The organism is Cellulomonas cellasea, from assembly GCF_006538745.1.
Classification (GTDB): domain Bacteria; phylum Actinomycetota; class Actinomycetes; order Actinomycetales; family Cellulomonadaceae; genus Cellulomonas_A; species Cellulomonas_A cellasea.
Window position 1 is genome coordinate 59182 of sequence record NZ_BJLR01000009.1, and the last position, 25111, is coordinate 84292.

The window sequence follows — 25111 nt, forward strand, 5'->3', positions numbered from 1 at the left end:
GAGGAACCAGGGATGAGAGTGCTTTCCGCACGACGAGGTGAGGGTGCACGCGAGCCGGTCCTGCGGGACGGCCGACGGTGGGTCGCACGGTGGACGGGAGCGGCCACGGCGGTCGTCCTCGCGGCCGTCGGGCTCGCCGGGCCGGCCCAGGGCGCGGTCCCGGACGAGACGTTCGAGGTCGACGTCCGGGTGCAGGGTCGCGGGACCGTCACCGGCGAGGGCAGCTACGAGGCCGGGGAGACCGTCGAGCTGACGGCGACCCCGGCGCGGTCGCACGTGTGGGGCGGGTGGACGTCGGCCGAGCTCGGCTGGATCGGCGCCCGGGTCGAGTCGTTCACGATGCCCGAGGGCGACGTCGTCCTCGACACCACGTTCCGGCGGCAGATGGCTCCCCTCAAGGACGTCTACCGCGACCACTTCGACGTGGGCAACATCTGGTCGGGCGAGCGGACCTACGCGCCCGGGTCGCCCGACTCGGCGCTCGTCGAGCGGCACTTCGACGTCATGACGGCCGAGAACGCCATGAAGCCGGACCAGCTCCTGCCCAACGACAACATCGACCCGGAGACCGGGGACTTCACGTTCGACTTCACCGCGGCCGACGCGTTCGTCGACGAGACGCTCGCGCGCGGCATGACGGTCCACGGCCACGTGCTCGTCTGGCACGGCCAGTCCCCGCCGCGCATCAACAGCGGCACGACCGGCGGCACCCGCGAGCTGGCCCGCGCCAACATGGAGCGCTACATCGAGCAGGTGCTGACCCACTTCCAGGGCCGCACCGTCTCCTGGGACGTCGTCAACGAGGCGTTCGTCGACGGGCTCGAGGAGTTCGACCCCGCGACGCAGGACTGGCGCGACTTCCTGCGCGGCGGCCCGAACGGCGGGTCGTCGAACTGGTACACCGCCTACGCCAACGGCCTCAACGCCTCCGCCGGCGAGCACCCGGCCGACTTCCTGTACGACGCGTTCGTCTTCGCCCGCACGTACGCGCCCGAGGTCCGGCTCGTCTACAACGACTTCAACGTCTTCCAGTCCGAGGGCAAGGGCGAGGCCATCGTCGCCATGGCGAAGGACCTCAACGCGCGCTACGCCGTCGACCACCCCGAGGACCCCCGGCTGCTCGTCGAGACGATCGGCCTCCAGTCGCACAACTACATCAACCAGACGCCGGCGTTCGCCTGCTCCGACCACACGCGCCTGCCGGGGCTGTCGGACGACGCGGCCGAGGAGTGGCGGCCGGGCGCGTGCTCGGACACCGCCTCGGTCGAGCGGTCCCTGCAGCTCATCATCGAGGCCGGCATGACGGCCGACATCAGCGAGCTGGACCTGCAGGTCTGGGAGGCGTGGAACGGCCAGCCCGAGGGCGACGACCGCGCCGCGTACCGCGACCTGACCGACCCGACCGTCGCGGACCGGATCTCCCGCGACGAGTTCACGTACTGGGTCGGGAAGATCAGCAACCGCGCCGAGCTCGAGGCCATCCAGGCGCAGCGGTTCGCCGAGTACTTCGCCGTCTACAAGACGTACTCGCAGGACATCAACCGGGTCACGTTCTGGGGCCTGACCGACGAGCTCAGCTGGCGGTCGACGCACAACCCGCTGATCTTCAACAGCGACTTCTCCGAGAAGCTCGGGGCCGCCGCGGTCGCCGACCCGGAGCGCTGGCTCGGCGTCCGCACGCCGATCACCGACACCTCGACGCTCGAGGAGACGATCGCCGAGGTCGAGGCGCTCGACCTGCGCGGCCGCACCTACACCGGCCGGAGCGTCGCCGCGGTGAAGAAGGCCCTGCATCGTGCGGAGGCCGTCCTCGCCCGGGGTGGCTCCCAGGCCAAGGTGAACGCGGTGACCGCGGCGCTCGCCGACGCCGTCGCCGCGCTCGAGCTGAGGGAGCCGCCGCGCCCGAGGTCGTGACGCCCGGTCGCCGGACCCGAGTCCCCGCGGGGGCGGGAGCGCACGCCGCTCCCGCCCCCGCGGGCACGTCCACCCTCAGACGGCCCGGGCGGCGATGGCCCCGTGCGACCGGGCCTGCCCCTCCGGATCCCGGTGCATGCGCTCACGCTCGACGAACCCCGCGAGCGCGAGCCGGCGCGCCAGCTCGTCGGGCGGCCACCGGTAGGCGGTGACGACCTTGTGCGCGAACGGCTCCGGCCCCGGGCCGTCGAAGAACCCGACGACGAGCGTCGCGCCCGGCGCCAGGACCCGCCGGACGGCGCTGAGGGCCGTGTCCACCTGCTCGGGTCGGAAGTGGATGAGCGAGTACCAGGCCAGGACGCCGGCGACCGAACCCGCAGCACGGTCGAGCTCGAGCATCGAGCCGAGCTCGAACCGCGCAGCGGGGTGGGCGCGGCGTGCGTGCGCGAGGAACTCGGGCACGAGGTCGACCCCCGTGACGTCCGGGTGCAGGGTGCGCAGGAAGCCGGTGAGGTGGCCGGGGCCGCAGCCGAGGTCGAGCACCGGCCCGGACACCGGGCGCAGGTGCCGCTCGATGAACGCGAGGTCGTCGGGGTGCACGTGCTCGAGGGAGCCCAGCGCCTCGATGTACCGCTCGGCGAGGAGCCCGTAGGCCCGCTGCACCTCGCGCGACGACACCCGCGGAGCACCGGGCGCGTGCCCCGGGGGACGGACCGCGGGCCTACGCATGGTCGGGCCGCGTCACGAGCGGCGACCGCAGGTGCCGCTCCAGGTGCGGGCTGGCGAGGGGCACGGTGCTCCACGTCGCGGTGGCGCTCCCCGCGGCGGCGTCGACCGCCACGCGCACCCGGTGCGGGGTGGTGACGATGCGCAGCTCGGCGACGAACGTGTCGTCCTGCCAGGCGCCGGACGCGACGACCGGGCGGCCGAGCGGCGAGCTCTCGCGCCACCCGCCGCGGCCCACGTCCACGGGCAGGGACGGCCCCAGCTCCAGGCGCCAGCCCACGTCCACGGGGTCGACGACGACCACGGTCCCGTCGGGCAGCGCGGAGTCCACGACGGAGCCGTCGAGCCGCGCCTCGGCCGAGCGCCTCGCGTCGCCCGAATCCGGGACCGGGACCGGCGCGAGCGAGAGCCCCCGCAGCCGCTCGGCAAGCACCTCGTCGTCACGCACGCTCGCCTCGTCGTCGTCGTCGCGCGCGCCTGCCGCGTCGTCGTCGCGGGCGCGACCCGCCTCGTCGTCACGAGTGCCGCCCACCTTGCCCCCCGCCTCCGCCGCGTCGTCCAGGCCCGGCAGCAGGCACTGCCAGAGCGCGTCGAACACCTCCTGGGCCTCGCCCTCGGCCGTCACCGCGACGACGAGGTCGTGCGACGGGACGACCACGCACTGCTGCCCGTACGCGCCGTGCGCGTGGTACCCGTGCTGCGACATCCAGGTCTGGTAGCCGTAGCCGCGGCTGAAGTCGGTGTCGTGCGACTCGTCGTCCTTGTACGGCTCGGTGTCGGCGTGATGGCGGGTCATGAGCTCGACCCAGTCGCGCGGCACGAGCTGCCGGTCGCCCCAGCGGCCGCCACGGAGCAGCAGCTCACCGAACGCGGCGACGGCCTCGGTCGTGAGATGCAGCCCGTGGAACCCGTAGGCGGCCCCGCTGCCCACGCGGTCCCACTCCGCGTGCTGGATGCCCATGGGCACGAGGACGCGCTCGTCGAGCAGCTCCGGGAGGCCGCGGCCGGTGACCCGCTCGACCATCCGGGCCAGGACGAACGTGGTCGGGTTGTCGTAGGTGTGCCGCGTCCCCTCGGGATCGGGGAACGGGACGCCCAGGAAGCCCCGCACGAGGTCGCCCGGCTCCCGCTCCCACGCCTCGTCGATGCTGTCCTCCCGGTGCCCGGTCGTCATGGTCAGCAGGTGGTGCACGGTGAGGCGACGGGCCTGGTCGGAGACGTCGGCGGGCACGTGGTCGGGCAGCACGTCCACCACGCGGTCGTCGAGCGAGAGCACGCCGTCGGCCACCGCGAGCCCGACCGCGACCGCGGTGACCGTCTTCGTCAGCGAGTAGAGCAGGTGCGGGCGCCCGGCCGAGTAGGGCGCCCACCAGCCCTCGGCGACCACGTGGCCGTGGCGGACGACCATGAGGGAGTGGCACTCGGCGGCGCTCGCCTCGAGCCGGTCCAGCAGGGCGGTCAGCGAACGCGCGGAGACTCCGGCGGCGGTGGGCGTCGACCGTGGCAGGAGCGTGCGTCCGGCGGGCATCCGGGCACCCTAGCGACGCGGCGCGCGCCCGGTCACCGGAATGGTGGCGGCCCACCGCGTCGGGCACGACCCGGTCCGCACCGCCGACGCGCGTGGCTCGGCCCGGGTCACTAGCGTCGAGGGCATGTCCCTGATGCAGCCCCGTGACCTGACCGGCTCCGTCGTCGCCATCACCGGTGCCTCCGCCGGCATCGGTCGTGCCGTCGCGGAGGCGCTGGTCGCCGCAGGCGCCAACGTCGTCGCGGGGGCGCGCCGGCTCGAGCGCCTCACGGAGCTCGCCGACCAGCTGGGCAGCGACCGGGTCGTGCCGGTGCAGATGGACGTGCGCGAGCCCGCCGACAACGCCCGCCTCGTGCAGGCCGCCCTGGACACGTGGGGGCGGCTGGACTCGGTGGTCGCGAACACGGGGATCGGCTCCTACGGGTCGGTCCTGGACGGCAGTGACGAGGACATCCGCACGATGGTGGACACCAACTTCACCGGCACGGTCTTCACGGTCCGCGCCGCCCTGCCGCCGATGCTCGAGGCGGGCGCGGGCGACATCGTCATCGTCGCGTCCGTGGCGGCCTTCCGCGGTGGACCCGACGAGGCCGTGTACGCCGGCACCAAGTTCGCCCAGCAGGGCTTCGCGGGATCCATCGACCGCGAGCTCCGCGAGAAGGGAATCCGGGTCACGACGATCAACCCGGCCGGGGTCGAGACCGAGTTCGCGATCGGCCGGGGCCGCACCGAGGGCGACCCAGCGCTCGGGGACTACCTGCGCCCGGAGATGGTCGCCCACGCTGTCGCCACCACGCTGCAGCAGCCGCGCGAGATGCGGACGCAGCACTGGGCGATGTGGAGCATGGGACAGGGGAGCTGAGGGGCCGCCGTCAGGCGGTGCGCAGCACCAGCAGGAACTGCCCGCCGCCGGGCTCGACCTGCGTCCGCACGGCCAGGTCGGGGGCGAACCGCGAGAGCCGGTCCACGAGCCAGTCGGCGGCCTGGTCGGCGTCCGCCCGGGTCGGGCAGCGCGCGACGACCTCCCGTCCTCCCTTGCGGCCGAGGCGCTCCACGGTCGCCACGATCGGTGCGGGGTCGACGACGAACAGGTCCGGCGACCACGGCACGACCGGGGTGACCGCGCCCTTGCGGGTGTTGCACGCGCGGTGCGCGAGCCGCTCGGTGCCGGCCGCGGCCTTCTTGGACCGGGCGAGGCCGAGGTCGACGCTCGGGCCGAGGTCGGAGTTGACCGAGGCGTCGGGGTCCACCGGCTCGTCGCACAGCCAGCAGCGCCACGCGTCCTTGTCGCCGACCGCACTCAGGTTGCTCATGTCCGCACCGTAGTGCGCGCCGCGGGCACCCCGGCTCCCGGGGGCACCGGACCGCGCGGCCGCACCGCGGCGTGCCGGAGCACCGCCGGCTTCGGTGCGAACCGTTTCAACCCCCTGCTCAGCGGCTTCTCCACCGGTGTAGATTCGCCGGACCCCGCGGGCCTCGCCCCGTGGACGCCGTCCGAGGCGACGTGGCCCGGACCCCTGCCAGAGGGAGCGACCTGTGCGACACACCACCTCGTCCCGGGGCCTGCGGGTCCTCCTCGCGGCCGCCGCCGCCGCGCTCGCCGTCGGCGGGCTCACCGCACCCGCGTCGGGGCTGGGCGGGGGCGCCCTCCCGGCGGCCGTCACGGGCGGCTGCGGCCGGCCCGCCGCCCTGAGCACCGGCACCCACACCGTGACGAGCGGCGGCCAGTCGCGCACGTTCCGGCTCGACGTGCCGGCCGGCTACGACCCGGACCGCCCGTACCGCCTCGTCGTCGGGCTGCACTGGTGGCACGGCACCGCTGCCGACGTCGTGAACCAGGGCTTCTACGGGCTCAAGCCGCTGGCGGGCACCAGCACGGTGTTCGTCGCACCGCAGGGCATCGACAACGCCTGGCCCAACACGGGCGGCCAGGACGTCGCGTTCGTCGACGAGGTCCTGCGCCGCGTCGAGGGTGCGCTGTGCATCGACACGACCCAGCGGTTCGCGACCGGCTTCAGCTACGGCGGCGGCATGAGCAACGCCCTGGCGTGCGCGCGCGCCGACGTGTTCCGCGCCGTCGCGGTGCTCAACGGCGCGCAGCTGTCCGGGTGCGCCGGCGGCACGCAGCCCATCGCCTACCTCGGCTCCCACGGCGTCGTCGACGACGTCCTGAACATCTCGCAGGGCCGCGCGCTGCGGGACCGCGCCCTGCGGACCAACGGCTGCCAGGCGCAGCAGGCCCCCGAGCCCGCCGCCGGCAGCGGCACCCACACGCGGACCGCGTACACGTGCCGCGACGGCTACCCCGTCGTGTGGCTCGCCTCGGACAGCGGCCACCAGTGGGACGCGCGCGATCGCGGGCAGCAGCAGTCGTGGGTCCCCGGCGAGATCTGGCGGTTCTTCACGTCCCTGCCGTCGACGACGACGACGCCCACGCCGACCCCCACCCCGACGGTCACGCCGACGCCCACGCCCACCCCAACACCGACGACGTCCCCGACCCCCGGGCCGACGACGCCCGCCGGAGCGTGCGCGGCGACGTACCGCACGACGAACACGTGGCCCGGCGGCTTCCAGGGCGAGGTGACCGTGCGGGCCGGCTCCGCGGCCACGTCCTGGAGCGTCGGCTGGCGCACCGCGGGCGAGCGGGTGGACCAGGTCTGGAACGGCGCGCTGACGACCCAGGGCGACCAGGTCGTCGTCCGGAGCACGAGCTGGAACGGCGGGCTGCCGGCCGGCGGCAGCACGACGTTCGGCCTGCTGGGCAGCGGCACGCCGCCGAGCCCGGCGCTCACCTGCACGAGCTCCTGACCGGGTGAGGGCCGCTCGCGCGGCGCCGGGGAGGGCGCCGCGCGGGGGGTCGCGTGGGTCCCGGTCGAGCACGGGGCGAGGGCCCCGGCCGTCCCCGGGCGGGCGCCTCTCGGTGGACCGATCGGCCGCCGGCGGGTCCGGGTGGGTGCCCGTCGGTGCGGGCCGGCGACGCCGTCCGGAAAGGCATGGACCCGAGCCCGCCGGAGCGGCAGGGTGCGAGGCATGACGACGCTTCCCGGCGGGCTCGTGCTCCGGACCGCCCGCCCCGCGGACCTCGACCGGATCGGGGCGCTGCTCGAGGCGCGGGGCGAGCCCGGTGACGCGCTCGACCACCGGCTCGTCGTCGAGGACCCCGACGCGGGGTGGGAGACGTGCGCGGTCGTCGTGGACGGCGACCGCGTCGTCTCGACGGCGACGCTGCTCGACGAGTCGGTGCGCGTCGGCGACGTCGTGCTGCCCGCCGGTCAGGTCGAGCTCGTCGCGACGGACCAGGACTACGAGGGTCGCGGGCTCGTCCGGGCCCTCATGGGGTGGGCGCACGACCTCTCGGCGGGGCGCGGGCACGTCCTGCAGGTCATGATCGGGATCCCGTACTTCTACCGGCTCTTCGGCTACGAGTACGCGATCGACATCCCGCGGGCCCGCGCGCTCACGTCGCCGCCGGGACCGCTCGCCGGCGCGGGGCTGCGGCGCGCGACGCCCGCCGACCTGCCGGCGCTCGCCGAGCTCCAGGACGAGGTGCAGCGCGGCTTCGACGTGGCGGTGCCGCACACCGCGGCGCGTCGCCGCTGGCTCCTCCAGCACGACACGAGCACCACGTGGGTGCTCGAGCGGGGCGGCCGGGTCGTCGCGACCGCGCGCACCGGCGAGCCCGACGACGAGGTCCTCGTCGCGGAGGCCGCCGCGGCCGACGGGGACGCCGCCGACCGCCTGCTCGCCGCGCTCGTCGCCGAGCTGCCCGACGCGACCCTCGTGGTCGTGCACCGCGCCGGGACGGTGACCGGGGACCGGTGGGAGGCGCGGCTCGACGAGCCGTCGGACGGCGCCGAGCAGTACTACGTCCGCATCGCCCGCCCCGAGCTCGTGCTCGACGCGCTGCGGCCGGTCCTGTCCGCGCGGCTCGCCGGCGTGCGGACCGGGCGCGACGCCGTCGTGCTGTCGACGTTCGGCGCGCACTACCGCCTGCCCGTCGTCGACGGTGCGCTCGGGCCGGTCGAGGTGGGCGGGACGCTGCAGTCCCCCGGCGTGCTCGGCGGCGCGGGCGTCGCACCCGACCAGCTCGGCGCGCTGCTCCTCGGCCCCCTCGGGATGGCGGGGCTGTCCAGCCGGCGGCCCGACGTCTACGCGGGCTCCGAGCGGGCGCTGTTCGAGGCGCTGTTCCCGCCGCTGACGGCGGACCTGCTCACCTACTACCTGCCCTGGTGACGCCCGGGGCGGCCGGGTCCGGGGGTCGGCCCGGGCGGACGGCGGTCCGGGACACCCCTCGGCCCGGGGCGGCGCTCAGTACGCGTAGCGGCTGACGTCGTCCGGGTGCAGCACGAGACGCACCTGGTCCTCGGCGAGGATCCCGGCGAGGTCCTGCGCGCGGACCGGGTCCGTCAGGTCCCAGTACCGGGCGGCGAGGCGGGACGCGAGGTCGTGCGCGCCGTCGGCCTCGACCGTGACCCGGCCGGACACCGACACCCAGTGCTCGCGCTCCCCGACCGGGGCGGCGACGACGATCGACGCGCGCGGGTCGCGGCGCAGCCGGCGCACCTTGAGGGTGTCCGGGCCGGTGAACAGCTGCACGGTGCCGTCGTCGGCCACCTCGTACCAGACCGGCCGCGGCTGCGGCGGGACGGGACCCGCGGCCACGGTGAGGAACCCGTGCAGCGGTCGGCGCAGGAGCGCGAGGTCGGCGGGGGTCAGCGACGGGTCGGTGGTCATGACGGCTCCTCGGTGCGGCGGCAGGTCACGTCGGGCACAACCCCGGCCCGGTCGTCGTTCATCCCGCCCGGGCGCCGTCACGTGGGGAGCTGCCCGGCCGCGGGGACGAGCTCGCGGCGGTGCCGTGCGGAAAGGCGATGACTTCCCGGCGGCGGAGCGGTCTACTGCTGAGACGCCCGTACGCGCCGGAAGGAACGCCCGTGGACTCCGCCCAGCCCGCTGCACCGACCACCTCCGACCCGTCGACCGCGATGCGCACGTTCGGCCACGTGCTGGTCAACACCGCGGTCGCCAACATCACCACGAGCTACCTGTGGTGGGCGCTGACGTTCTGGTCGTACCTCGCGACCCGCTCGGTGCTCGCGACCGGCCTCATCGGCGGCGCTTACATGCTGTTCATCTCGTTCAGCAGCATCTTCTTCGGCGCCGTCGTCGACCACCGCCGCAAGCTCACGGTGATGCGCATGTCGACGACGGCCACCCTGGTCGCCTTCGCCGTGGCGGGGGCGCTGTTCTTCGTGCTCGGTGAGCAGACCGTCGCGGACCTCGGTGCGCCGTGGTTCTGGGTCTTCGCGGTGATCATCCTCGCCGGCGCCGTCGTCGAGCACATGCGCAGCATCGCCCTGTCCACGGTCGTGACGATCCTCGTGCCCGACGAGCGCCGGGCGAACGCCAACGGCCTCGTCGGGACGGTCCAGGGCGTCGCGTTCATCATCACCAGCGTCGTCTCCGGCCTGTCGGTCGGCTTCCTCGGCATGGGGTGGACGATCGTCGTCGCGCTCGGGCTGACCGCCGTGACGCTCGCGCACCTCATGACGATCAGCTTCCCGGAGGACCGGGTCGCCGCCGCCCCGGCGGAGAGCGCCGGCGCCGCGATCGACCTGCGCGGGTCGATCGCCGTGGTCCGCGCGGCCCAGGGCCTGTTCGCGCTCATCATCTTCTCGACGTTCAACAACCTCATCGGCGGCGTCTACATGTCGCTCATGGACCCCTACGGCCTCGAGCTGTTCTCGGTGCAGATGTGGGGGCTCTTGTTCGGGATCGGGTCGACGGGATTCATCGTCGGCGGGCTCGCGGTGGCGAAGTTCGGCCTCGGCCGCAACCCGATGCGCACGATGCTGATCCTCGTCGTCGTCATGGGCCTCCTGGGGGCGGGGTTCACGCTCCGCGAGTGGGCGTGGCTCTACATCGGCGGGATCTTCCTGTACCTGTGCCTCATCCCCGCGGTCGAGGCCGCCGAGCAGACCGTCATCCAGCGCGTCGTCCCGCTCGAGCGGCAGGGCCGCGTGTTCGGCTTCGCGATGGCGTTCGAGAGCGCCGCCGCGCCCGTGACGGCGTTCGTCGTCTCGCCCCTCGCGCAGTTCTGGATCATCCCGTGGGCACGGTCCGACGAGGGCGCCGAGGCGCTGCGCCCGCTGCTCGGCACGGGCGACGCGCGCGGGATCGCGCTGATCTTCCTGGTCAGCGGCCTGATCATCGTCGCGGCGGCGCTCGTCGCGTTCCGCACGCCGGTGTACCGGGCGATCTCGCGCACGTACCTCGCGGCGGCGCCGTCGGGGGCCGATGCCGACGCCGACGCCGGGGGGCCGCAGGATGCCGACGGCCCGGCGGGCCTCGCCGCACCCGACGACGCGACGCTCACCCGGGCGGGCACCGTCGACGCCGACCGCAGAGAGCGGTGAGCCGGGCGGCTGCGACGACCCTCACCGGGCGAGCCGCCGACCGAGCCGCGGACCACGCCAGCCTGCCGCTCTGACCACGCCGGTCCGCCGACCGGCCCGGGCTCAGGCGCCGCTCGCGCCGCCCGCGGCGCTCGACCTCACCGCGTCCCGGATCCGGGCCAGGTACGCCTCCGCCGCGTGCCAGCTCCGGGCCGCCTCCCGCGCGAGGACGGGGGCGTGCTCCTGCAGGCTCACGACCACGGTGACCTCCGTCCCGCCGGGCACGGCCTCGAGGACGACGGCCTGGGCGAGCAGGTGCGGCGCGGACAGGCTGCGGACCGCGAACGACCTCCCGGGGTCCTGGGCGATCACCTCGAGGACCGCCACCTCGCGCACCGAGGGGCGCCAGGTGGCGACGACGCAGATCTGCTCGCCGATCTCCCCCGCGGGCGTCCCGGGCACGGTGAACGTCACGGCGTCCGGGTCGGCGACGTCGAGCCGGGCCTGCTCGGCGGGCCGGACGGCGGCCCACACCGCCTCCGGGGTCGCGGGGACGGTCGTCGACACCATCAGCTCGTGGCCGTCCAGGTCGGACTCGTCGTGCGGCTCCAGGACGGGCGGGACCGCGGGAGCGCCGGCGAGACGGTCGGCGAGCAGCGCGAGCTGGCGCCGCGGGACGACCTCCGCCCGGGTCCGAGCCGCGTCGGCCCCCCGGCGCGCGGCCTGGAAGGCGAACCAGACGGCGACGCGGCACGAGCCATCCGGGAGCGGGTCGACCGTCGTCGTGGTCACGAGGACCTGGGGCTCCCGCCGCTCGAGCTGCACGCGGGTGTGACCGGGCACGACCGCGAGCAGCTCGTGCAGGGTGCCCACGAGCGCGCCGTCGCGACGCCACCGGAGCACGCAGCGGACCTCGCCCACCTCACCGACCGGGGTCCCGGGGACGACGAACGACGGCACGGCGGCGTCCAGCGGGACGTCCGGCAGCAGGGCCCAGACGTCCGCCGCCGGCGCGGCGAGCACCCGGCGGGCGACGGCCGTCACCGTGGTCAGCCGCGGGTGCGTGTCCGTGCGGACCTTCTCGTCGAGCTCCCGCCGGGCCTCGTCGCGGACCGCGTCCAGGTGGGCGCGAGCCCGCAGGAGCAGCCCACCGGGCGACCACGAGCGCTGCGCATCCACGTCCTTCCTTCGGCGGGTGAGCGCCCGGACTTGACCCCCGGCTCAGCGCAGCACGGCCGCGCACATCGCGTCGCCGACCCACGCGGCGTACTCGTCGTCGGACCAGCCGCGGCCGGCGACGAGCAGGTGCCACACCTGGACGCTGTTCAGCACCCAGATCCGGTCCCGCGCGCGCTCGGCGGTCAGGCCTTCCGCGAGGCCGCCGAGCTCCTCGACGCGCCGCGCGACCATGAGGGTGCCGGTCGCGCGCTCGGCGTCGGTGACCCGCACGTGCTCGAGGAGGTCCGGCTGACCCGCGGCGGCGCCGTTGGCGAGCTGCAGCATGAGGGGGCCCACGCGCCCGAGCAGCTGCCGGCCGAACTCCGCGTAGGCATGCAGGAGGTCCCCCGGGTCGGTGAGCGCGTACATGCGCCGGACCTCGGGCCGGTCCGCCAGGGGGATCGGCTCGTCGTCGCCGGCGAGCGCCCTGTCGTAGGCCGCCTTGAGCAGCTGCGGCTTGCCGCTGACGGTGTTGTAGACGGTCTGCGCGGACACCCCGGCCCGTGCGGCGACGGCGGCCATGCTCGTCGCCGCGTACCCGTGCTCGGTGAAGAGCTCGGCGGCCGCGGTCAGCACGGCGGCACGCGTGGCGCGCGCCTGCTCCTCGCGTCGCGGGCTGGTGTACCGGCGCTTCTCCGCCATGGTCGCCTTTCACTTGACAGTAGGTATAGTGAATGTAGTCTGATTCCACCCATTATGGACCAGGGAGACGACGCCATGACGCACAGCACCCTCGCCCCGACCGGTCGGTCCGCGCGCGCTCTCGGCTGGCGGGACTGGGTCCTCGGCGCCACCACGGCGGTGACCGTCTACAGCGCCGGCATCGCCTGGCAGGCCTACGCGGTGTCCTACCCGCTGTTCAGCCAGGTCAGCGCGGAGGAGTTCCCGGCGTACCACCTCGCGTACAACGCCGCGATCCCCGGGGTCGTGATCGCGCCGGGCTTCGTGTGCTTCCTCGCCTGCGCGGCGCTGCCGTGGACGCGCCCCGCCGACGTGCCGCGCGCGCTCACCGCCGTGGTCAGCGCGAGCGGCCTCGTCTCGCTCGCCACGACGGTGCTGTGGGCGATCCCGATGCACGACCGGCTCGATTCCGTCGGCCAGTCCGCGGAGGCGCTCGCCGCCCTCGCCCAGGCGAACGCGGTCCGGACCGGCGCCCTCACGCTCGGCGCAGGCGCGCTCGTGTGGTCGCTGCTGCGCCGTCGCGCAGCCTGAGGCGCCCCGGTCCCGCGCCCCGCCCGCGCCGGTCCCGGCGAAAGCCCTCGACCGCGCACCTGTCGCTCCGGTAGGACTCACGGGCCGACCCGGTGGCGCTCGCGCGCGACCCGCCCGGCGGCCCCGCAACGAGAGAAGGTCCCGACATGGCGTGCCGCACCGTCCGACGCGAGACCCGGAGCACCGCAGGACCGGCCGTCGACGCCGACCGGAGCGCTCCGTGACGGCCCGCGAGCGCCCGGCCGGCGACGTCGACTACGAGCGGCACGGTGTGGGCTACGCGGCGGTCCGGCGGCCCGACCCGCGCATCGCGGCCCGGGTGCACGCAGCGCTCGGCGCGAGCCGCACGGTGCTCAACGTCGGGGCCGGGGCCGGCTCGTACGAGCCCGACGACCGCTGGGTGCTCGCGGTCGAGCCGTCGGCGACGATGCGCGCCCAGCGCCCCCGCGGAGCCGCACCGGCCCTCGACGCGACGGCCGAGCACCTGCCGTTCGACGACGACACGTTCGACGCGGCCATGGCGACGGTCACGGTGCACCAGTGGGGCGACGTCGACCGGGGGCTGCGCGAGCTGCGGCGGGTCAGCCGCGGCCCGGTCGTCGTCCTCACCTTCGACGCCCCGGTGCTGCAGCGGCTCTGGCTCGCCGACTACCTCCCCGAGGCCGTCGCCGCGGAGGAGGAGCGGTTCCCGACGATCGACCGGCTGACCCGCGTCCTCGCCGAGGGCAGCACGGACGTCCGCGTCGACGTCGTGCCGGTGCCGCTCGACTGCGTCGACGGGTTCGGTGAGGCGTTCTACGGCCGCCCGGAGGCGTTCCTGCGGCCCGAGGTGCGCGCCGCGACGTCCGCCCTGCTGCTGGCCGACCCGAGCGCGATGCGGTCCGGCCTCGACCGACTCGAGGCCGACCTGGCCAGCGGCGCCTGGGACCGCGCGTACGGGCACCTGCGGACGCAGCCCGAGCTCCACGGCGCGCTGCGCCTTGTCACGGCGCACGCCTGAAGCCGCTCCGGTGGAGGTGTCGATCCCACCTCGAGGTCCGGCGGGTCGTCTCGACCGAGGACTTCGTGGAGAGGGGCACCGCCGGGCCGCAGGAGGCCGTGGAGCAGCGCCGCGCGGGACCGGTGCGCCGCGCGGGACCGCCGCTCAGCCGCCGACGGCCGGCGGGTCCACCGGGGCACCGTCGCCGTGCGGCGGCAGGTCGCCGCGCTCGACGGGCGGCCCGGGCACCTGGACGTCCGCGAACAGCGCACCGAGCTCGTCGGCGCCCGGCACCCGGACCGCCTCGCCGGCCGCGCGCAGGGTCGCTGCGTCGACACCGTCGCCGTCGAGCACGACGTGCACGTCGCCGCGCTCGACCCCGCACCGCAGCACCGCGTCGGCGGCGTCGGTCAGCCCGGCGCACGGGACCACCGACGCGGGAGCGTCCCGGGACGTCGTGAGCAGCACGGTGCCGGTGCCGTCGCCCCGCACCCAGGCCGCTGACATGCCGTCGTCGCCCACGACCCCCACCGACTGGGTCGCGAGCGTGAACCCCTCGACGTCCGTGACGTGCACCAGCTCGGGGGCGATCCCCGCGGGCTCCGACCAGGCGGCGATCTCGGCGGGAGCGGCCGGCACGGCGGGCACGGCCGGCTCCCCCGCCCCGGCACGTCCCGCGCACGCACCGAGCACGAGCACCGCGGGCACGACGACGAGGGCGGCACGCCGGGTGCGGGTCACCTCGGCAGGCCGCCGCGGACGGTCGCGCGACCCGCCGGGGCTACTCACCCGTCGACCCGTCGGCGAGCTCCCGGGCGATGTCGAGGTGGCCGGCGTGCCGCGCGTACTCCTGCAGGACGTGGAAGCCGATCCACGCGAGGGTCGGGGGCGGGCCGGCGTCGGCGTCGAACCGGCCCCCGACCGCACCCCGGGTCTCGAGCGGCACCGACGTCAGGATCGCGGTCGTCCGCTCGCCGCCCGCGTGCAGCCGCGCCACGAGGTCCGCCGCGGTGACGCCGTCGGGCTCCACCCAGCGGCCGTCGTCCGTGCCCCCGGCGTGGTCGCCCCACGGCTCGTCGACCCGCTCCGCGAGGAAGCCCCACACGAACCAGCGCTGCTCCATGTGCACGAGGTGGCTCAGCAGCCCCAGCGGAGTCCACCCGGACGGGAGCCGCGACGTCCGCAGCTCGTCGTCGGTCAGGCCGGCGGTCTTGCGTGCGACCGTCGCCCGGTAGTAGTCGAGGTACGCGACGAGCTGCCGCGCGGGGTCGGCGGAGTCGAGGCGCGGCTCGACGTCGGAGAGGGCCATGCCGGCCAACCTAGGCCGCGGGGCGTGCTGGGCGGGAGTGCCGGGCGGGGGGCGTTGCCTGTCGGCGCCCCGTCACTGCCAGACGGTCGACTGCGCGTCCGGCTCGGCGGGCAGCTGCGGCGCGGCGGGCCCGGCCGCAGCCAGGTCACGGACGTTCTTCTGCACGGCCACCACGGAGAACATCGCCATCGTGTAGGCCAGGCCGTAGAAGCCCTTCTCCGACAGGGTCAGCGCCGCGTTGCTCAGGCCCGTCGCCATGAGCACGAGCGAGACGACGACCATGCTCCACGACAGCCCGAGGAAGATCGACGTCACGGGCACGCCCTCGGCACGGTCGCGCACCGACTTCTGCAGCGCGATCGCGGAGAACAGGCCGAGCAGCAGCAGGGTCCCGTAGAAGCCCTTCTCGGAGAGCTCCATCGTCGCGTTCCACAGACCGACGCCGAACGCGGTGAGGGCGATGGTGAGCGCGACCCACGACGCACCGACGAACGCGGCGGTGGGTCGTGCGGGCAGGGGGTGCTGCGACATGGGGCGCTCCGGAGGTCGGGCTGCCGGCATCGAGCCGGCTGCGCCCACGATGGTGGTGGTCCGGGACCGTCCCCCGCAAGCATCCTGGGCCACATCCACCCGGCGGGCGGTGCGGCCGGCCGGCCGCTGCGGGGGTGCGGCGGCGCGCGTGGCAGGCCCCGGCCCGCACGGACCGGGCATCCTGTCCCGATGGACCCGAGCATCCACCTGGGCACCGCCGGCGTCACCGAGAGCTACCGGGCGTTCGGCGAGCGGGAGGCCCGCGGTGTCTCCGCCGTCTACGCGGGGTGGGCCGCCGGCGTGAGCGAGGACGCCGCCGTCGCGGACCTGCTCGCGGGCCTGCCGCCCGGCAAGCGGCAGCCCAACCTCGTCTTCGCCGCCGCCCGGTGGCACGGCGCGCACGGCACGTACGACGACCTCCGGGCGACCCTCCTCGACCGGTGGCCGGAGGTCCGCTCGACGGTCCTCGCGCGCGCGACCCAGACCAACGAGGCCGGCCGCTGCGCGGTGCTGCTGCCGTTCCTCGCGGAGCTGCCCCAGCCGCTCGCGCTGCTCGAGGTCGGGGCGTCCGCGGGCTTGTGCCTGCTGCCGGACCGCTACTCCTACCGCTACGACGACGGGACGCGGCTCGACCCCGACGACGGCCCGTCGGACGTCGTCCTGCCCTGCGCCCTCGGCCCCGGGGCCCGCGCGCCGGGCCGCCTGCCCGAGGTCGTGTGGCGCGCCGGCATCGACCTGGCTCCGGTGGACGTGCACGACGACGACGCGTGCGCCTGGCTCGAGACGCTCGTCTGGCCCGAGCACACCGAGCGCCGCAGCCGGCTGCGCGCCGCGCTCGACGTGGCCCGCCGCGACCCGCCGCGCGTGGTCCCCGGGGACCTGCTCGACGCGCTCCCGGCCCTGGCCGCCGAGGCGCCGGCGGACGCGACGCTCGTCGTGCTGCACAGCGCGGTCCTGGCCTACCTCGACGCGCCGGCACGGTCGGCGTTCGTCGCCGCGGTCGGGGCGCTGCCCGGGCACTGGATCAGCAACGAGGGCCCGCAGGTCCTCCCGTGGACCGCGGGGCTCGCCTCCGGGACGGACGGTCGCGGGTTCGTCGTCGCGGTCGACGGGGTGCCCCGCGCCTACGCCGACCCGCACGGCAGCACGCTCGCGGGCCTCGACGGATGAGCGCCCGGCGCGGCGGCGTCGGTGCGCCGCGCACCGGGAGGCGGCAGCCGGCAGGCGGCCCGGTGGGTCCGGGCCGCCCGCCCGCTCACGCGCACTGACCGCTGCGGGTGCCCGTCACGGTGGTCAGCGGCGAGGTGGTGATGCCGCGCGTCCCGGTGTTGCCGGTGCACACCAGGTCGCCCGCGACGGCCAGGTCGCCGAGGTCGAGGCTGTGCGGGTTGTCGACGAGCACGACCGAGCCGCCGACCGTCGTCCGGCACCGCTCGTCGGCCTCGACGCCGAGCCGCACGTACCCGCGCACGTCGGTGACGGTCAGGTCCCCGACGACCGACGTCCGGCACACGAGGACCTCGCCCGAGCCGGTCGACGTCAGCGAGGCGCCCAGCGTCGCGTCGTGCACGAGCAGCCGCCCGCCGCGCGTGTCGACGGGCCCCGCGACCGACGTCCGCGCGAGCTGTGCCCGCGTCGTCGTGGCCACGTCGTACGCGCCCGAGACGGTCGACCGCACGATGCGCACGCCGGCCGTCCGCCCCCGCACGTCGCCGGTCACCGTCGAGTCGCGCACCTCCAGACCGCGCCACACGTGCTCGTCGTCGACCACGACGTCGCCGCCCACCGTCGAGCGCTCGGTGATCGCGACGCCGCCCTGCGCGTCCACGCTGCCGCGGACGGTGGAGAGGACCACCTGGAACGAGCTGTCGTGCGGCACGACGACGTCGCCCTCGACGACCACGTTCACCAGCACGCACGGTCCGCCGTGGAAGGTGTCGGCCACGAGGTCGCCCGGGACCGTGAGGTCGACCACGGCGTCGCCGTTCCTCGGCAGGGTGCTGCACAGGGCCGGGGGCGCCTCGACCTCGGCCGCACCCGCGGCCGACGGCGTGAGCGCGGCGCCGGCCAGCACGAGCGCGAGCACCGCGGACCACCGCGCGGCGCTCATGCGCACTGCCCCGTCCGCGTCCCGGTGACCGCGGTGGCCGCCGTCCAGGTGACGACGCGCGGGCCGGTGTTGCCCGAGCAGACGAGGTCGCCCCCGACGGTCAGCACGCCGATGTCGATGCTGTGCGGGTTGTCGAGCAGGTGGACCGACCCGGTCACGTACGCACCGCAGGGCTCGCTGCCCTCGAGCCCGAGCCGCCCGTACGCGTGCGCGTGCGTCACGGTCAGGTCCCCGTCCACGCTGCTCCGGCACACGAGCACGCCCTGCCCGGTCGACGTCAGGCCGTCGCGCAGGAACGAGTTGTGCAGCAGCAGGCGGCCGTCCCGCGTCTCGACGTGTCCCCAGACGGTGCTGCGGACCATCTGCAGGCGGCTCGTCGTCGTGACGTCGTAGTCGCCGTGGACCACCGAGCGCCCCGAGAGCCCGTACAGCTGGACGGTCCCCGCGGTGCCGCGGACGCTCCCGTAGATCGTGGCGTCGCGCATCCCGAGCCCGCGCCAGGAGTACGCGCCGGTGTCGAGGACGACGTCGCCGAGCACCGCGGAGCCGTCGACCGCGGCGACGTGGCCGTCGGCCGTCACGATCACGTCCCCGTGCACGGTGCTGCCGGTCAGGCCGAGGTAGCTGACGGCGTGGACGTCCCCGTCGACGATGACCCGCTCGAGGAAGCACCCCGTCCCGTTCGCGCTGTCGGCGATCAGGTCTCCCTCGATGCGGAGGTCCTGGACGCCCTCCCCCTGCCGCGGCAGGCTGCTGCACAGCACGCCGTCGGGCGGTGCGGCCGTGGCCGGCGGGCCGCCCATCCCCACGAGCGCCAGGACCGTCGCGGCCAGCAGCACGCCGGACCTCGTCGAGCGCCATCGATGTGCACGAACGTGCATGATCCCCCCCGGGAGCCCGCGAGCGCCTCGTCGCGCACGCCGGACCAGTGTGGGTCGGGCACCTGACGCCCGCCACGGCGACCACCCGGATGGACGCACCGCACGCGGGGCGCCGGGCGCGGCAGCGTCGCGTCGCGCGGTCCGCAGAACGGGACCGTCGTGATCCTCTCGACCGGCCCCGCAGCCGGTTGCGCTCCGCCACGATGTCCGGATGACCGACGCCCCGCACGTGCCCGCCCGCCACGACGACCCCCGCGCACCGCAGCCCGCACCCCGACCGCTCGACGGGAGCCGCCCGTGACCGGCGACCTCGTCAAGGCGGCCCTGCACGACGAGCTGCGCTGGACCCGCGCGTCGCTGCTCGGCACGCTCGACGGGCTCACGGAGTACGACGCGCGCCGCCCCCTCACGGAGACGGGCACCAACCTGCTCGGGCTGGTCAAGCACCTCGCGCTCACGGAGGCCCGGTACCTCGGCGAGGTCCTCGGCCGGCCGTTCGCCGAGCCGCTCCCCCGGTGGGACGACTCCGCGGCGAACCGCGCGCACCTGTGGGCCGCGGAGCACGAGACGCGCGACGAGGTCCTCGCCCGCTACGCGCAGGCCTGCGCGCACGCCGACGCGACGATCGACGCGCTGCCGGTCGACGCCCCGGGCCACGTCCCGTGGTGGCCGTCGCCGGAGGTGCGGCTCGTCCACGTGCTCGTACACGTACTCGTCGAGACCGCCCGCCACACCGGCCACGCCGACATCCTGCGGGAGGGTCTCGACGGCGCCGTCGGCACGGGTGCGGGAGCAGGCTCCCCGGTCGACGACGGGACCCGGGAGGCCCGGGCGCGGTACCGGGCGCAGGTCGAGGCGGCCGCGCGGGCCGCCGCCGGGAGGGCCTGAGCCGGCGGCCCTGGGCACGCCGGGGTGAGCCGGCGCCCCGAGCCGTGCCGGGCGGCCGGTGGCACGATCGACGCATGGATCTGTCGGAGTTCCTGGACCACGTCCGGCGCGGGGAGACCCTCGAGGGCGGGTCCGAGGCGCACCAGTTCATGCACGGCGCGGCGCAGGACGCGCTGCGGGCCACCGCCGAGCTCAACACCGGGTACCGCACGCCCGAGGAGGTCCGCGGGCTGCTCGCGCGGCTCACCGGGAGGCCGGTCGACGGGTCGGTCACGGTCTTCCCGCCGTTCTTCTGCGAGTTCGGCAAGAACCTGGTGCTGGGCAAGGGCGTCTTCCTCAACATGGGCTGCCGGTTCCAGGACGCCGGCGGCCTCACGATCGGGGACGGCACGCTCGTCGGGCACGGCAGCACCGTCGTGACCCTGAACCACGCGGCCGACCCGGACCGCCGCGCCGAGATGGTCCCCGCGCCCGTCGCGATCGGCCGGAAGGTGTGGCTCGGCGCGGGCAGCCGCGTGTCTCACCGCACGACCGGCGTCCGCCCCCCTGGCCGCACGTGCCCAAGGACCGTCGCCACGACCTCGTCGAGCAGCAGCACCGAGTCGACCCGCAGCGGCGCGTCGACCCACGGGGCGTACTCGCGGCGGACCTGCTCCACCGACTCCCACGTCGGCTCGGCGAACCCCTCGATGTCGCGGCGGCGTCCCTCGAGGCGCTCCCGGTGCAGCGCCGCGTCCGAGCAGACGACCTCGACGAAGTGCAGCGGGACGCCCGTGATCCGGGCCAGGTCCCGCCACTGCCCGCGCGCCTCGTCGACGGCGTTGACCGCGTCCACCACGACGGTGCGGCCCAGGGCGAGCTGGTGGCGAGCGACCGCCTCGACGACGACGTAGGCGGCGATGCCGGTCGGCTGGTCCCGGCCGACCCCGGCGCGCCACATCGCGGCCTCGACCGGGTCGACGGACAGCACGGTGGCGTCGAGCGCCCGCCCGACGGCGTCGGCGACGGCGCTCTTGCCCGCGCCCGGGAGCCCTGCCATGGCGATCAGCACGGGCCCACCCTCCCACCCCGGCGAGGTGCGCGGCGGACGTATCTGGCCGCGCCCGGTGTCGTCCTCCGTGCGGACGAGAACCGACGACCGGCGACGACGCCCGCCGCCGGTGTCCGGACCGAGGAGGAGACCCCATGCCGTACGAGGGCGACGGCCGCCTGCCGATCATCTACGTCCGAGGCTTCGCGGGAGGTGGCGCGGGGATCGACACCGCGGTCGACGACCCGTTCTACGGCTTCAACGAGGGGTCGGTGCAGGTCCGCGTCGACGGCGCCGACCGTCCCGCGTTCCACCAGTTCGAGAGCCCGCTGCTGCGGCTCATGACCGACCACGGGTACCGGCTGCTCGTGCACGGCAACCAGGAGGCGTACCTGCGGCAGCAGGCGCCGGGGTCGGTGCCGTCGGCGACGGTGTGGGTGCACCGCTTCTACGACGAGTTCGCCTCGGTCCTGACCCGGGACCCCGCGGGGTTCTCGCTCGAGCGGGCCGCGCAGAGCCTGCTCGACCTCGTGCTGCTCGTGCGCCGCACGACGGGTGCGCCGCGGGTGTTCCTCGTCGCGCACTCGATGGGCGGGCTGATCGTGCGCTCGCTGCTGCAGCGCGTCGTGCCCGACGACGAGCGGTTCGGCGGCTCGCTCGACGCAGCGACGGCGCTCGTCGACCGGGTGTTCACGTACGCGAGCCCGCACGGCGGCATCGAGTTCGTCGGCTTCGGGCTGCTCGAGAAGGTGCGCGACCTCACGGGCGTGCTGGGCGCCGACATCTTCGGGCCCGACCGGATGTTCGAGTACCTCACGCCGGACCGGGTCCCGGGTGCCGCCGAGCGCGGGGCGTTCCGGCCGGCCGCGGTCCCCGAGGGCGGGTTCCCCGTCGACCGGTTCTTCTGCCTCGTCGGGACGAACTCGGCCGACTACACGACGGCGCTCGGGCTCTCGACGCGTGCCGTGGGGCCGCGCAGCGACGGGCTCGTGCAGGTCGAGAACGCGTACGTCGAGGGCGCGCCGCGCTCGCTCGTGCACCGCAGCCACTCCGGCCGGTACGGGATCGTGAACTCCGAGGAGGGCTACCAGAACCTCCGGCGGTTCCTGTTCGGCGACCTCGCCGTGACCGCGCGCCTCGTCGGGCTCCGGCTGCCCGGCAACGACACCGACGACACGTCGTGGCAGCTCGAGACGGCCCTGTCGATCCGCGGGCTGCCCGTGGTGCTGCACCAGCAGAGCGCCGCGCACCTGTGCCCGGTCCAGATCGAGCGGCGCACCGCGCGCGACGGCGTCGACACCCCGGTCCCGCTCGTCACGACGTTCCTGTCGAGCACCGCGACCCGGCCCACCGACGAGCGCACCGGCACCGCGGTGACGGCGATGCGGCACGTCCTGCGGCTGCGGCTCGTGTCGCTGCGCGAGCGCGACGGGCTGCTGTCGTTCCTCGACCACCTGGAGCAGACGGCCGACTGGTCGGACACGCTCGTCGTCGACATCGGCCCGGACGCCGGCGGGCGGTACGGGACGTGGGCGACGTGGAGCTCGCAGATCCCCGGCGCGCTGCGCGACTGGGACCCCACCGCGTCGGACCCGCTCACCGACCTCGACGAGCGGCCGGGGAGCTGGCGCGTGCGCGTGCCGGTGCCCGCGGGCTCGCGCGAGCTGCTCGGGCCGGACGCGGCGGTGGAGATCGTGGTCGCGCCGCGGTCGACGCTCGACCGGGAGGCGGACGGTGGGACGGCAGCGGCGTCGGTCGGCGCGACGGCGGGCGCGGCTGCGGGCTGACGACGGCGGTCCGGGGACGGGTGCTGACGGCCGGCGGGCGGGCAGGACCGCGGACGGCGGGCCGGCGGCGGGCGAGACGGCAGGCCGGCGGCCGGTGGGACGGGGCGAACCGCGGACGGCGGACGGCGGCTCAGCCGCTCGCGACCCGACCCGCGTCGACGACCCCGGCGGCGTCCCGCGCGAGCTCGGCGCGGCGGCGCTCGCGGTGCCGGCGCTCGACGTCCGTCGCCGGTCCCGCGAGCGCGTCGTCGAGCGCCCGGACCGCGTCGGCGGGCCGGCCCTGGCGCGCGAGCAGCTCGGCGCGCACGGCGTCCCGGCGCGGCCCGGCGGGCACGTCGTCGAGCAGCGCGAGCCCCGCCGCGGCGCCGTCGGCCTCGGCCGTCGCGACCGCACGCGCGAGCGCCGCCGCGTCGCTGGGGTCGACGGACAGCAGCAGGTCGTAGAGGCGGACGACCTCCGGCCAGTCGGTCGCGGCCCACCGCGGGGCGCGCGCGTGCACCGCGGCGACGGCGGCCTGGAGCTGGTAGACGTCGGCCTGCCCGTGCGTGCGGCACAGCGACGCGTCGAGCAGCGCGGTGCCGCGCGCGATCATCGCCGCGTCCCAGCGGCCGCGGTCCTGCGCCTGGAGCGGGACGGCATCGCCGCGGTCGTCGAGGCGGGCCGGCCGGCGCGCCTCGGTGAGCAGCAGCAGCGCGAGCACGCCGGCGGGCATCGGCTCGTCGGGCAGGAGCTCGTGCAGCAGCTCGGCGAGCCGCAGGGCCTCCGCGCACACGTCGACGTCGAACGCCGCGGGGCCGTCGACCGGCGCGTGGCCCGCGGTGTACAGCGCGTGCACGACCGCGCAGACCGCGGGCAGCCGGTCGGGGAGCTCGTGAGGCTCCGGGACGCGGTACGGGATGCCCGCGGTGGCGATCTTCTGGCGGGCGCGCGTGAGCCGCTTGCTCGTCGCCGCCTCGCTGCTGAGCGTCACGGCGGCGACCTGCGCGGGCGACAGGCCGCACAGCGTGCGCAGCGCGAGGGCCACGCGTGCGTCGGGGGCGAGCGTCGGGTGGCAGCACGTGAACACGAGGCGCAGGAGGTCGTCGCGCACGACGTCGTCCGTCGGGACGTCGGGCGCCTCGAGCTCCGCGAGCAGCGCGGCGTCGCGCTCCTTGTGCGGCCGGACGCGCTCGCGCCGCAGGATGTCGACGGCCTTGCGGCGGGCGGTCACGGTGAGCCACGCGCGCGGCTCGGGCGGGACACCGGTCACCGGCCACGCCCCGAGCGCCGCGACGACGGCCTCCTGGACCGCGTCCTCGGCGAGGCGCACGTCGCCGACGGTCCGGACGAGGGTCGCGAGGATCCGCGCCCCCTCGACCCGGACCGTCCGCGCGAGCGCGTCGTGCTCGGTGGGCACGGGTGTCACCGGGCGACGATCACCGGGCGGACCTCCACGGCGCCGTTGCGTGCCGCGGGGATCTCCGCGGCGATGGCCACGGCCTCGTCGAGGTCGGCCGCCTCGATCAGGTAGTACCCGGTCAGCGCCTCCTTGGTCTCGGCGTACGGGCCGTCGGTCGTGACGACGTGCCCGCCTCGCGCGCCCTCGACGCGCACGACGGTCGCGGTGCCCGTCGGGTGCAGGACGGCGCTCGCCCGGATCGCGTCCGCGTGCCGGGCGGCGAACTGCCGGTACTCGCCGAGCTCGGCGGCGTGCTCGGGCGCCCACCAGTCGACGTCCGGGGTGTAGGTCAGTGCGAGGTACTGCGGCATCGGTCTCTCCTCCGCTCGGTGAGGACCACGGTGGCCCTCACCTCAGGAACGAACGGGCCACGGCGAGAAGGACACCGCTCACGCACCGGACGCGGCCTCGATCCGGTCGAGGTCCCGCACGGCGAAGCGGTGGTGCTCCCACTCCTCCTCGAGGATCGTGTGCAGGCACGAGAGCGTCGTCTCGGGGTGCTCGGGCGACCACGGGTTGGCGCGCGGCACCGCGAGGTCGTCGGCGGTGACGCCCGCGAGGTGGTCGCGCACCATCGCGACACGGTCGGCGCGCGCCTCGAGCACCTCGGCGTACGACGGGGTCCGCGTCGTGAAGACGGACAGGTCGAGGTCCGTGGACCCGGCGCCCGCGTCCGCCTGGCCCAGCGGGTGGAACGGCTGCTCGACGCCCAGGACGGCCCGGCGCAGCCACACGTCCGTCGCGAGGACCAGGTGCCGCAGCGTCTGCGCGAACGACCACTCGCCGTCGACCTGCACGTCCGTGGTGCCGTCCGGCATCGCGGCCACGCGCTCGAGCGTCGCCGCCCAGGTGCGCTCGAGCGCCGCCCAGGCCGCCCGGAGCTCGTCGGGGTCCCGCGCGTACCGCTGGCTGCGTCCCGGGAAGCGACGGTCGAGCTCCGCCTCGACGAACGGCGTCACGTCGACCCCGTTGACGAGCAGCCCGGCGTCCCCGTTCGCGAGCCACGGGGCGTCGATGTCGAGCCCGCGCACCTCGACGCCGCGCATGACGACGTCGGTCAGGTCGGACTCGACGAAGCGGGCGCCGCGCAGGCTCGCTCCGACGAAGCTCGTGCCGCTCAGGTCCCCGGACTGCGTCGTGCCGTCCACGGTGCCTCCTCGCT

25 protein-coding genes are annotated in these 25111 nt (G+C 75.7%); 10 read left to right on the top strand and 15 right to left on the bottom strand.

The annotated features are described in order from the left end of the window. Window positions 1–12 precede the first annotated feature (12 nt). Window positions 13–1914 carry an endo-1,4-beta-xylanase gene (locus CCE01nite_RS03565; RefSeq protein ID WP_084142695.1) on the top strand — a complete coding sequence of 634 codons (1902 nt, stop codon included), beginning with the start codon at window positions 13–15 and terminating at the stop codon, window positions 1912–1914. A gap of 75 nt (window positions 1915–1989) precedes the next feature. Here CCE01nite_RS03565 and CCE01nite_RS03570 read toward each other — a convergent pair whose 3' ends face one another. Beyond that, on the bottom strand, window positions 1990–2592 hold the full coding sequence (locus tag CCE01nite_RS03570) for a class I SAM-dependent DNA methyltransferase (RefSeq protein WP_034630059.1): 603 nt from the start codon (window positions 2590–2592) through the stop codon (window positions 1990–1992). A 43-nt stretch (window positions 2593–2635) separates the two neighbouring features. Then, window positions 2636–4168 carry a serine hydrolase domain-containing protein gene (locus CCE01nite_RS03575; protein ID WP_052104154.1) on the bottom strand — a complete coding sequence of 511 codons (1533 nt, stop codon included), beginning with the start codon at window positions 4166–4168 and terminating at the stop codon, window positions 2636–2638. 124 nt (window positions 4169–4292) lie between these two features. Between CCE01nite_RS03575 and CCE01nite_RS03580 the strand changes: the two genes are divergently transcribed. Continuing rightward, window positions 4293–5030: an SDR family oxidoreductase gene (locus tag CCE01nite_RS03580; RefSeq protein WP_246056305.1), complete on the top strand. Its 738-nt coding sequence runs from the start codon at window positions 4293–4295 to the stop codon at window positions 5028–5030. 10 nt (window positions 5031–5040) lie between these two features. Here the strand turns inward: CCE01nite_RS03580 and CCE01nite_RS03585 are convergent, their stop codons facing one another. Continuing rightward, window positions 5041–5481, bottom strand: coding sequence for a hypothetical protein (locus CCE01nite_RS03585; RefSeq protein WP_034630063.1), 441 nt, complete (start codon window positions 5479–5481; stop codon window positions 5041–5043). A 223-nt stretch (window positions 5482–5704) separates the two neighbouring features. Between CCE01nite_RS03585 and CCE01nite_RS22330 the strand changes: the two genes are divergently transcribed. Together CCE01nite_RS22330 and CCE01nite_RS03595 are read left to right on the top strand one after the other, a co-directional pair. Further along, a complete protein-coding gene (locus CCE01nite_RS22330) occupies window positions 5705–6979 on the top strand; it encodes a CE1 family esterase (protein ID WP_034630066.1) in 1275 nt (424 codons plus the stop codon). A gap of 222 nt (window positions 6980–7201) precedes the next feature. Beyond that, window positions 7202–8404 (top strand): GNAT family N-acetyltransferase, encoded by a 1203-nt coding sequence (locus CCE01nite_RS03595; RefSeq protein WP_034630070.1) that lies wholly within the window; start codon window positions 7202–7204, stop codon window positions 8402–8404. Between the two features lie 75 nt (window positions 8405–8479). Here CCE01nite_RS03595 and CCE01nite_RS03600 read toward each other — a convergent pair whose 3' ends face one another. Continuing rightward, the gene (locus CCE01nite_RS03600) at window positions 8480–8905 is read right to left on the bottom strand and encodes a pyridoxamine 5'-phosphate oxidase family protein (RefSeq protein WP_034630073.1); all 426 of its coding nucleotides are present in this window, start codon (window positions 8903–8905) and stop codon (window positions 8480–8482) included. A 200-nt stretch (window positions 8906–9105) separates the two neighbouring features. On the opposite strand from CCE01nite_RS03600, the gene CCE01nite_RS03605 reads away from it, so the two are divergent. After that, window positions 9106–10587: an MFS transporter gene (locus CCE01nite_RS03605; protein ID WP_371861008.1), complete on the top strand. Its 1482-nt coding sequence runs from the start codon at window positions 9106–9108 to the stop codon at window positions 10585–10587. Between the two features lie 102 nt (window positions 10588–10689). On the opposite strand, the gene CCE01nite_RS03610 is transcribed toward CCE01nite_RS03605, so the two are convergent. Next, on the bottom strand, window positions 10690–11745 hold the full coding sequence (locus tag CCE01nite_RS03610; protein ID WP_034630076.1) for an SRPBCC family protein: 1056 nt from the start codon (window positions 11743–11745) through the stop codon (window positions 10690–10692). A 42-nt stretch (window positions 11746–11787) separates the two neighbouring features. Further along, complete coding sequence (locus tag CCE01nite_RS03615) at window positions 11788–12426, bottom strand: TetR/AcrR family transcriptional regulator (protein ID WP_034630082.1); 639 nt, start codon at window positions 12424–12426, stop codon at window positions 11788–11790. 75 nt (window positions 12427–12501) lie between these two features. On the opposite strand from CCE01nite_RS03615, the gene CCE01nite_RS03620 reads away from it, so the two are divergent. Further along, window positions 12502–12996: a hypothetical protein gene (locus CCE01nite_RS03620; protein WP_052104156.1), complete on the top strand. Its 495-nt coding sequence runs from the start codon at window positions 12502–12504 to the stop codon at window positions 12994–12996. A 220-nt stretch (window positions 12997–13216) separates the two neighbouring features. Further along, on the top strand, window positions 13217–13996 hold the full coding sequence (locus tag CCE01nite_RS03625) for a class I SAM-dependent methyltransferase (protein WP_034630088.1): 780 nt from the start codon (window positions 13217–13219) through the stop codon (window positions 13994–13996). 144 nt (window positions 13997–14140) lie between these two features. On the opposite strand, the gene CCE01nite_RS03630 is transcribed toward CCE01nite_RS03625, so the two are convergent. From CCE01nite_RS03630 to yiaA, 3 genes are all read right to left on the bottom strand, one after another. Continuing rightward, window positions 14141–14716 carry a hypothetical protein gene (locus CCE01nite_RS03630; protein ID WP_034630093.1) on the bottom strand — a complete coding sequence of 192 codons (576 nt, stop codon included), beginning with the start codon at window positions 14714–14716 and terminating at the stop codon, window positions 14141–14143. Between the two features lie 40 nt (window positions 14717–14756). Beyond that, the gene (locus CCE01nite_RS03635; RefSeq protein ID WP_034630096.1) at window positions 14757–15284 is read right to left on the bottom strand and encodes a DinB family protein; all 528 of its coding nucleotides are present in this window, start codon (window positions 15282–15284) and stop codon (window positions 14757–14759) included. Window positions 15285–15356: 72 nt separating this feature from the next. Continuing rightward, window positions 15357–15815 carry an inner membrane protein YiaA gene (yiaA, locus tag CCE01nite_RS03640; RefSeq protein ID WP_034630099.1) on the bottom strand — a complete coding sequence of 153 codons (459 nt, stop codon included), beginning with the start codon at window positions 15813–15815 and terminating at the stop codon, window positions 15357–15359. A gap of 189 nt (window positions 15816–16004) precedes the next feature. On the opposite strand from yiaA, the gene CCE01nite_RS03645 reads away from it, so the two are divergent. Continuing rightward, window positions 16005–16985, top strand: a complete 981-nt coding sequence (locus CCE01nite_RS03645; protein ID WP_052104157.1) for a DUF2332 domain-containing protein — start codon at window positions 16005–16007, stop codon at window positions 16983–16985. 85 nt (window positions 16986–17070) lie between these two features. Here CCE01nite_RS03645 and CCE01nite_RS03650 read toward each other — a convergent pair whose 3' ends face one another. Continuing rightward, complete coding sequence (locus CCE01nite_RS03650; protein WP_141371981.1) at window positions 17071–17925, bottom strand: hypothetical protein; 855 nt, start codon at window positions 17923–17925, stop codon at window positions 17071–17073. Further along, window positions 17922–18764, bottom strand: a complete 843-nt coding sequence (locus CCE01nite_RS03655) for a hypothetical protein (protein WP_034630109.1) — start codon at window positions 18762–18764, stop codon at window positions 17922–17924. The genes CCE01nite_RS03650 and CCE01nite_RS03655 overlap by 4 nt, the downstream gene beginning before the upstream one ends. A 339-nt stretch (window positions 18765–19103) precedes the next feature. On the opposite strand from CCE01nite_RS03655, the gene CCE01nite_RS03660 reads away from it, so the two are divergent. After that, complete coding sequence (locus CCE01nite_RS03660) at window positions 19104–19694, top strand: DinB family protein (RefSeq protein ID WP_141371982.1); 591 nt, start codon at window positions 19104–19106, stop codon at window positions 19692–19694. 520 nt (window positions 19695–20214) lie between these two features. On the opposite strand, the gene CCE01nite_RS03670 is transcribed toward CCE01nite_RS03660, so the two are convergent. Beyond that, window positions 20215–20745: a P-loop nucleotide/nucleoside kinase family protein gene (locus CCE01nite_RS03670; RefSeq protein WP_034630158.1), complete on the bottom strand. Its 531-nt coding sequence runs from the start codon at window positions 20743–20745 to the stop codon at window positions 20215–20217. A 134-nt stretch (window positions 20746–20879) separates the two neighbouring features. Between CCE01nite_RS03670 and CCE01nite_RS03675 the strand changes: the two genes are divergently transcribed. Continuing rightward, on the top strand, window positions 20880–22511 hold the full coding sequence (locus tag CCE01nite_RS03675; protein WP_052104158.1) for an esterase/lipase family protein: 1632 nt from the start codon (window positions 20880–20882) through the stop codon (window positions 22509–22511). 130 nt (window positions 22512–22641) lie between these two features. Here the strand turns inward: CCE01nite_RS03675 and CCE01nite_RS03680 are convergent, their stop codons facing one another. The 3 genes from CCE01nite_RS03680 to CCE01nite_RS03690 all read right to left on the bottom strand — a co-directional run bounded on the left by CCE01nite_RS03680 (window position 22642) and on the right by CCE01nite_RS03690 (window position 25097). Beyond that, on the bottom strand, window positions 22642–23916 hold the full coding sequence (locus tag CCE01nite_RS03680) for an RNA polymerase sigma factor (RefSeq protein WP_218026443.1): 1275 nt from the start codon (window positions 23914–23916) through the stop codon (window positions 22642–22644). Continuing rightward, window positions 23913–24260: a YciI family protein gene (locus CCE01nite_RS03685; RefSeq protein WP_141371983.1), complete on the bottom strand. Its 348-nt coding sequence runs from the start codon at window positions 24258–24260 to the stop codon at window positions 23913–23915. Before CCE01nite_RS03685 ends, CCE01nite_RS03680 begins: the two co-directional genes overlap by 4 nt. Window positions 24261–24338: 78 nt before the next feature. Beyond that, window positions 24339–25097, bottom strand: a complete 759-nt coding sequence (locus CCE01nite_RS03690) for a DinB family protein (RefSeq protein ID WP_246056306.1) — start codon at window positions 25095–25097, stop codon at window positions 24339–24341. Between the last annotated feature and the right edge of the window lie 14 nt (window positions 25098–25111).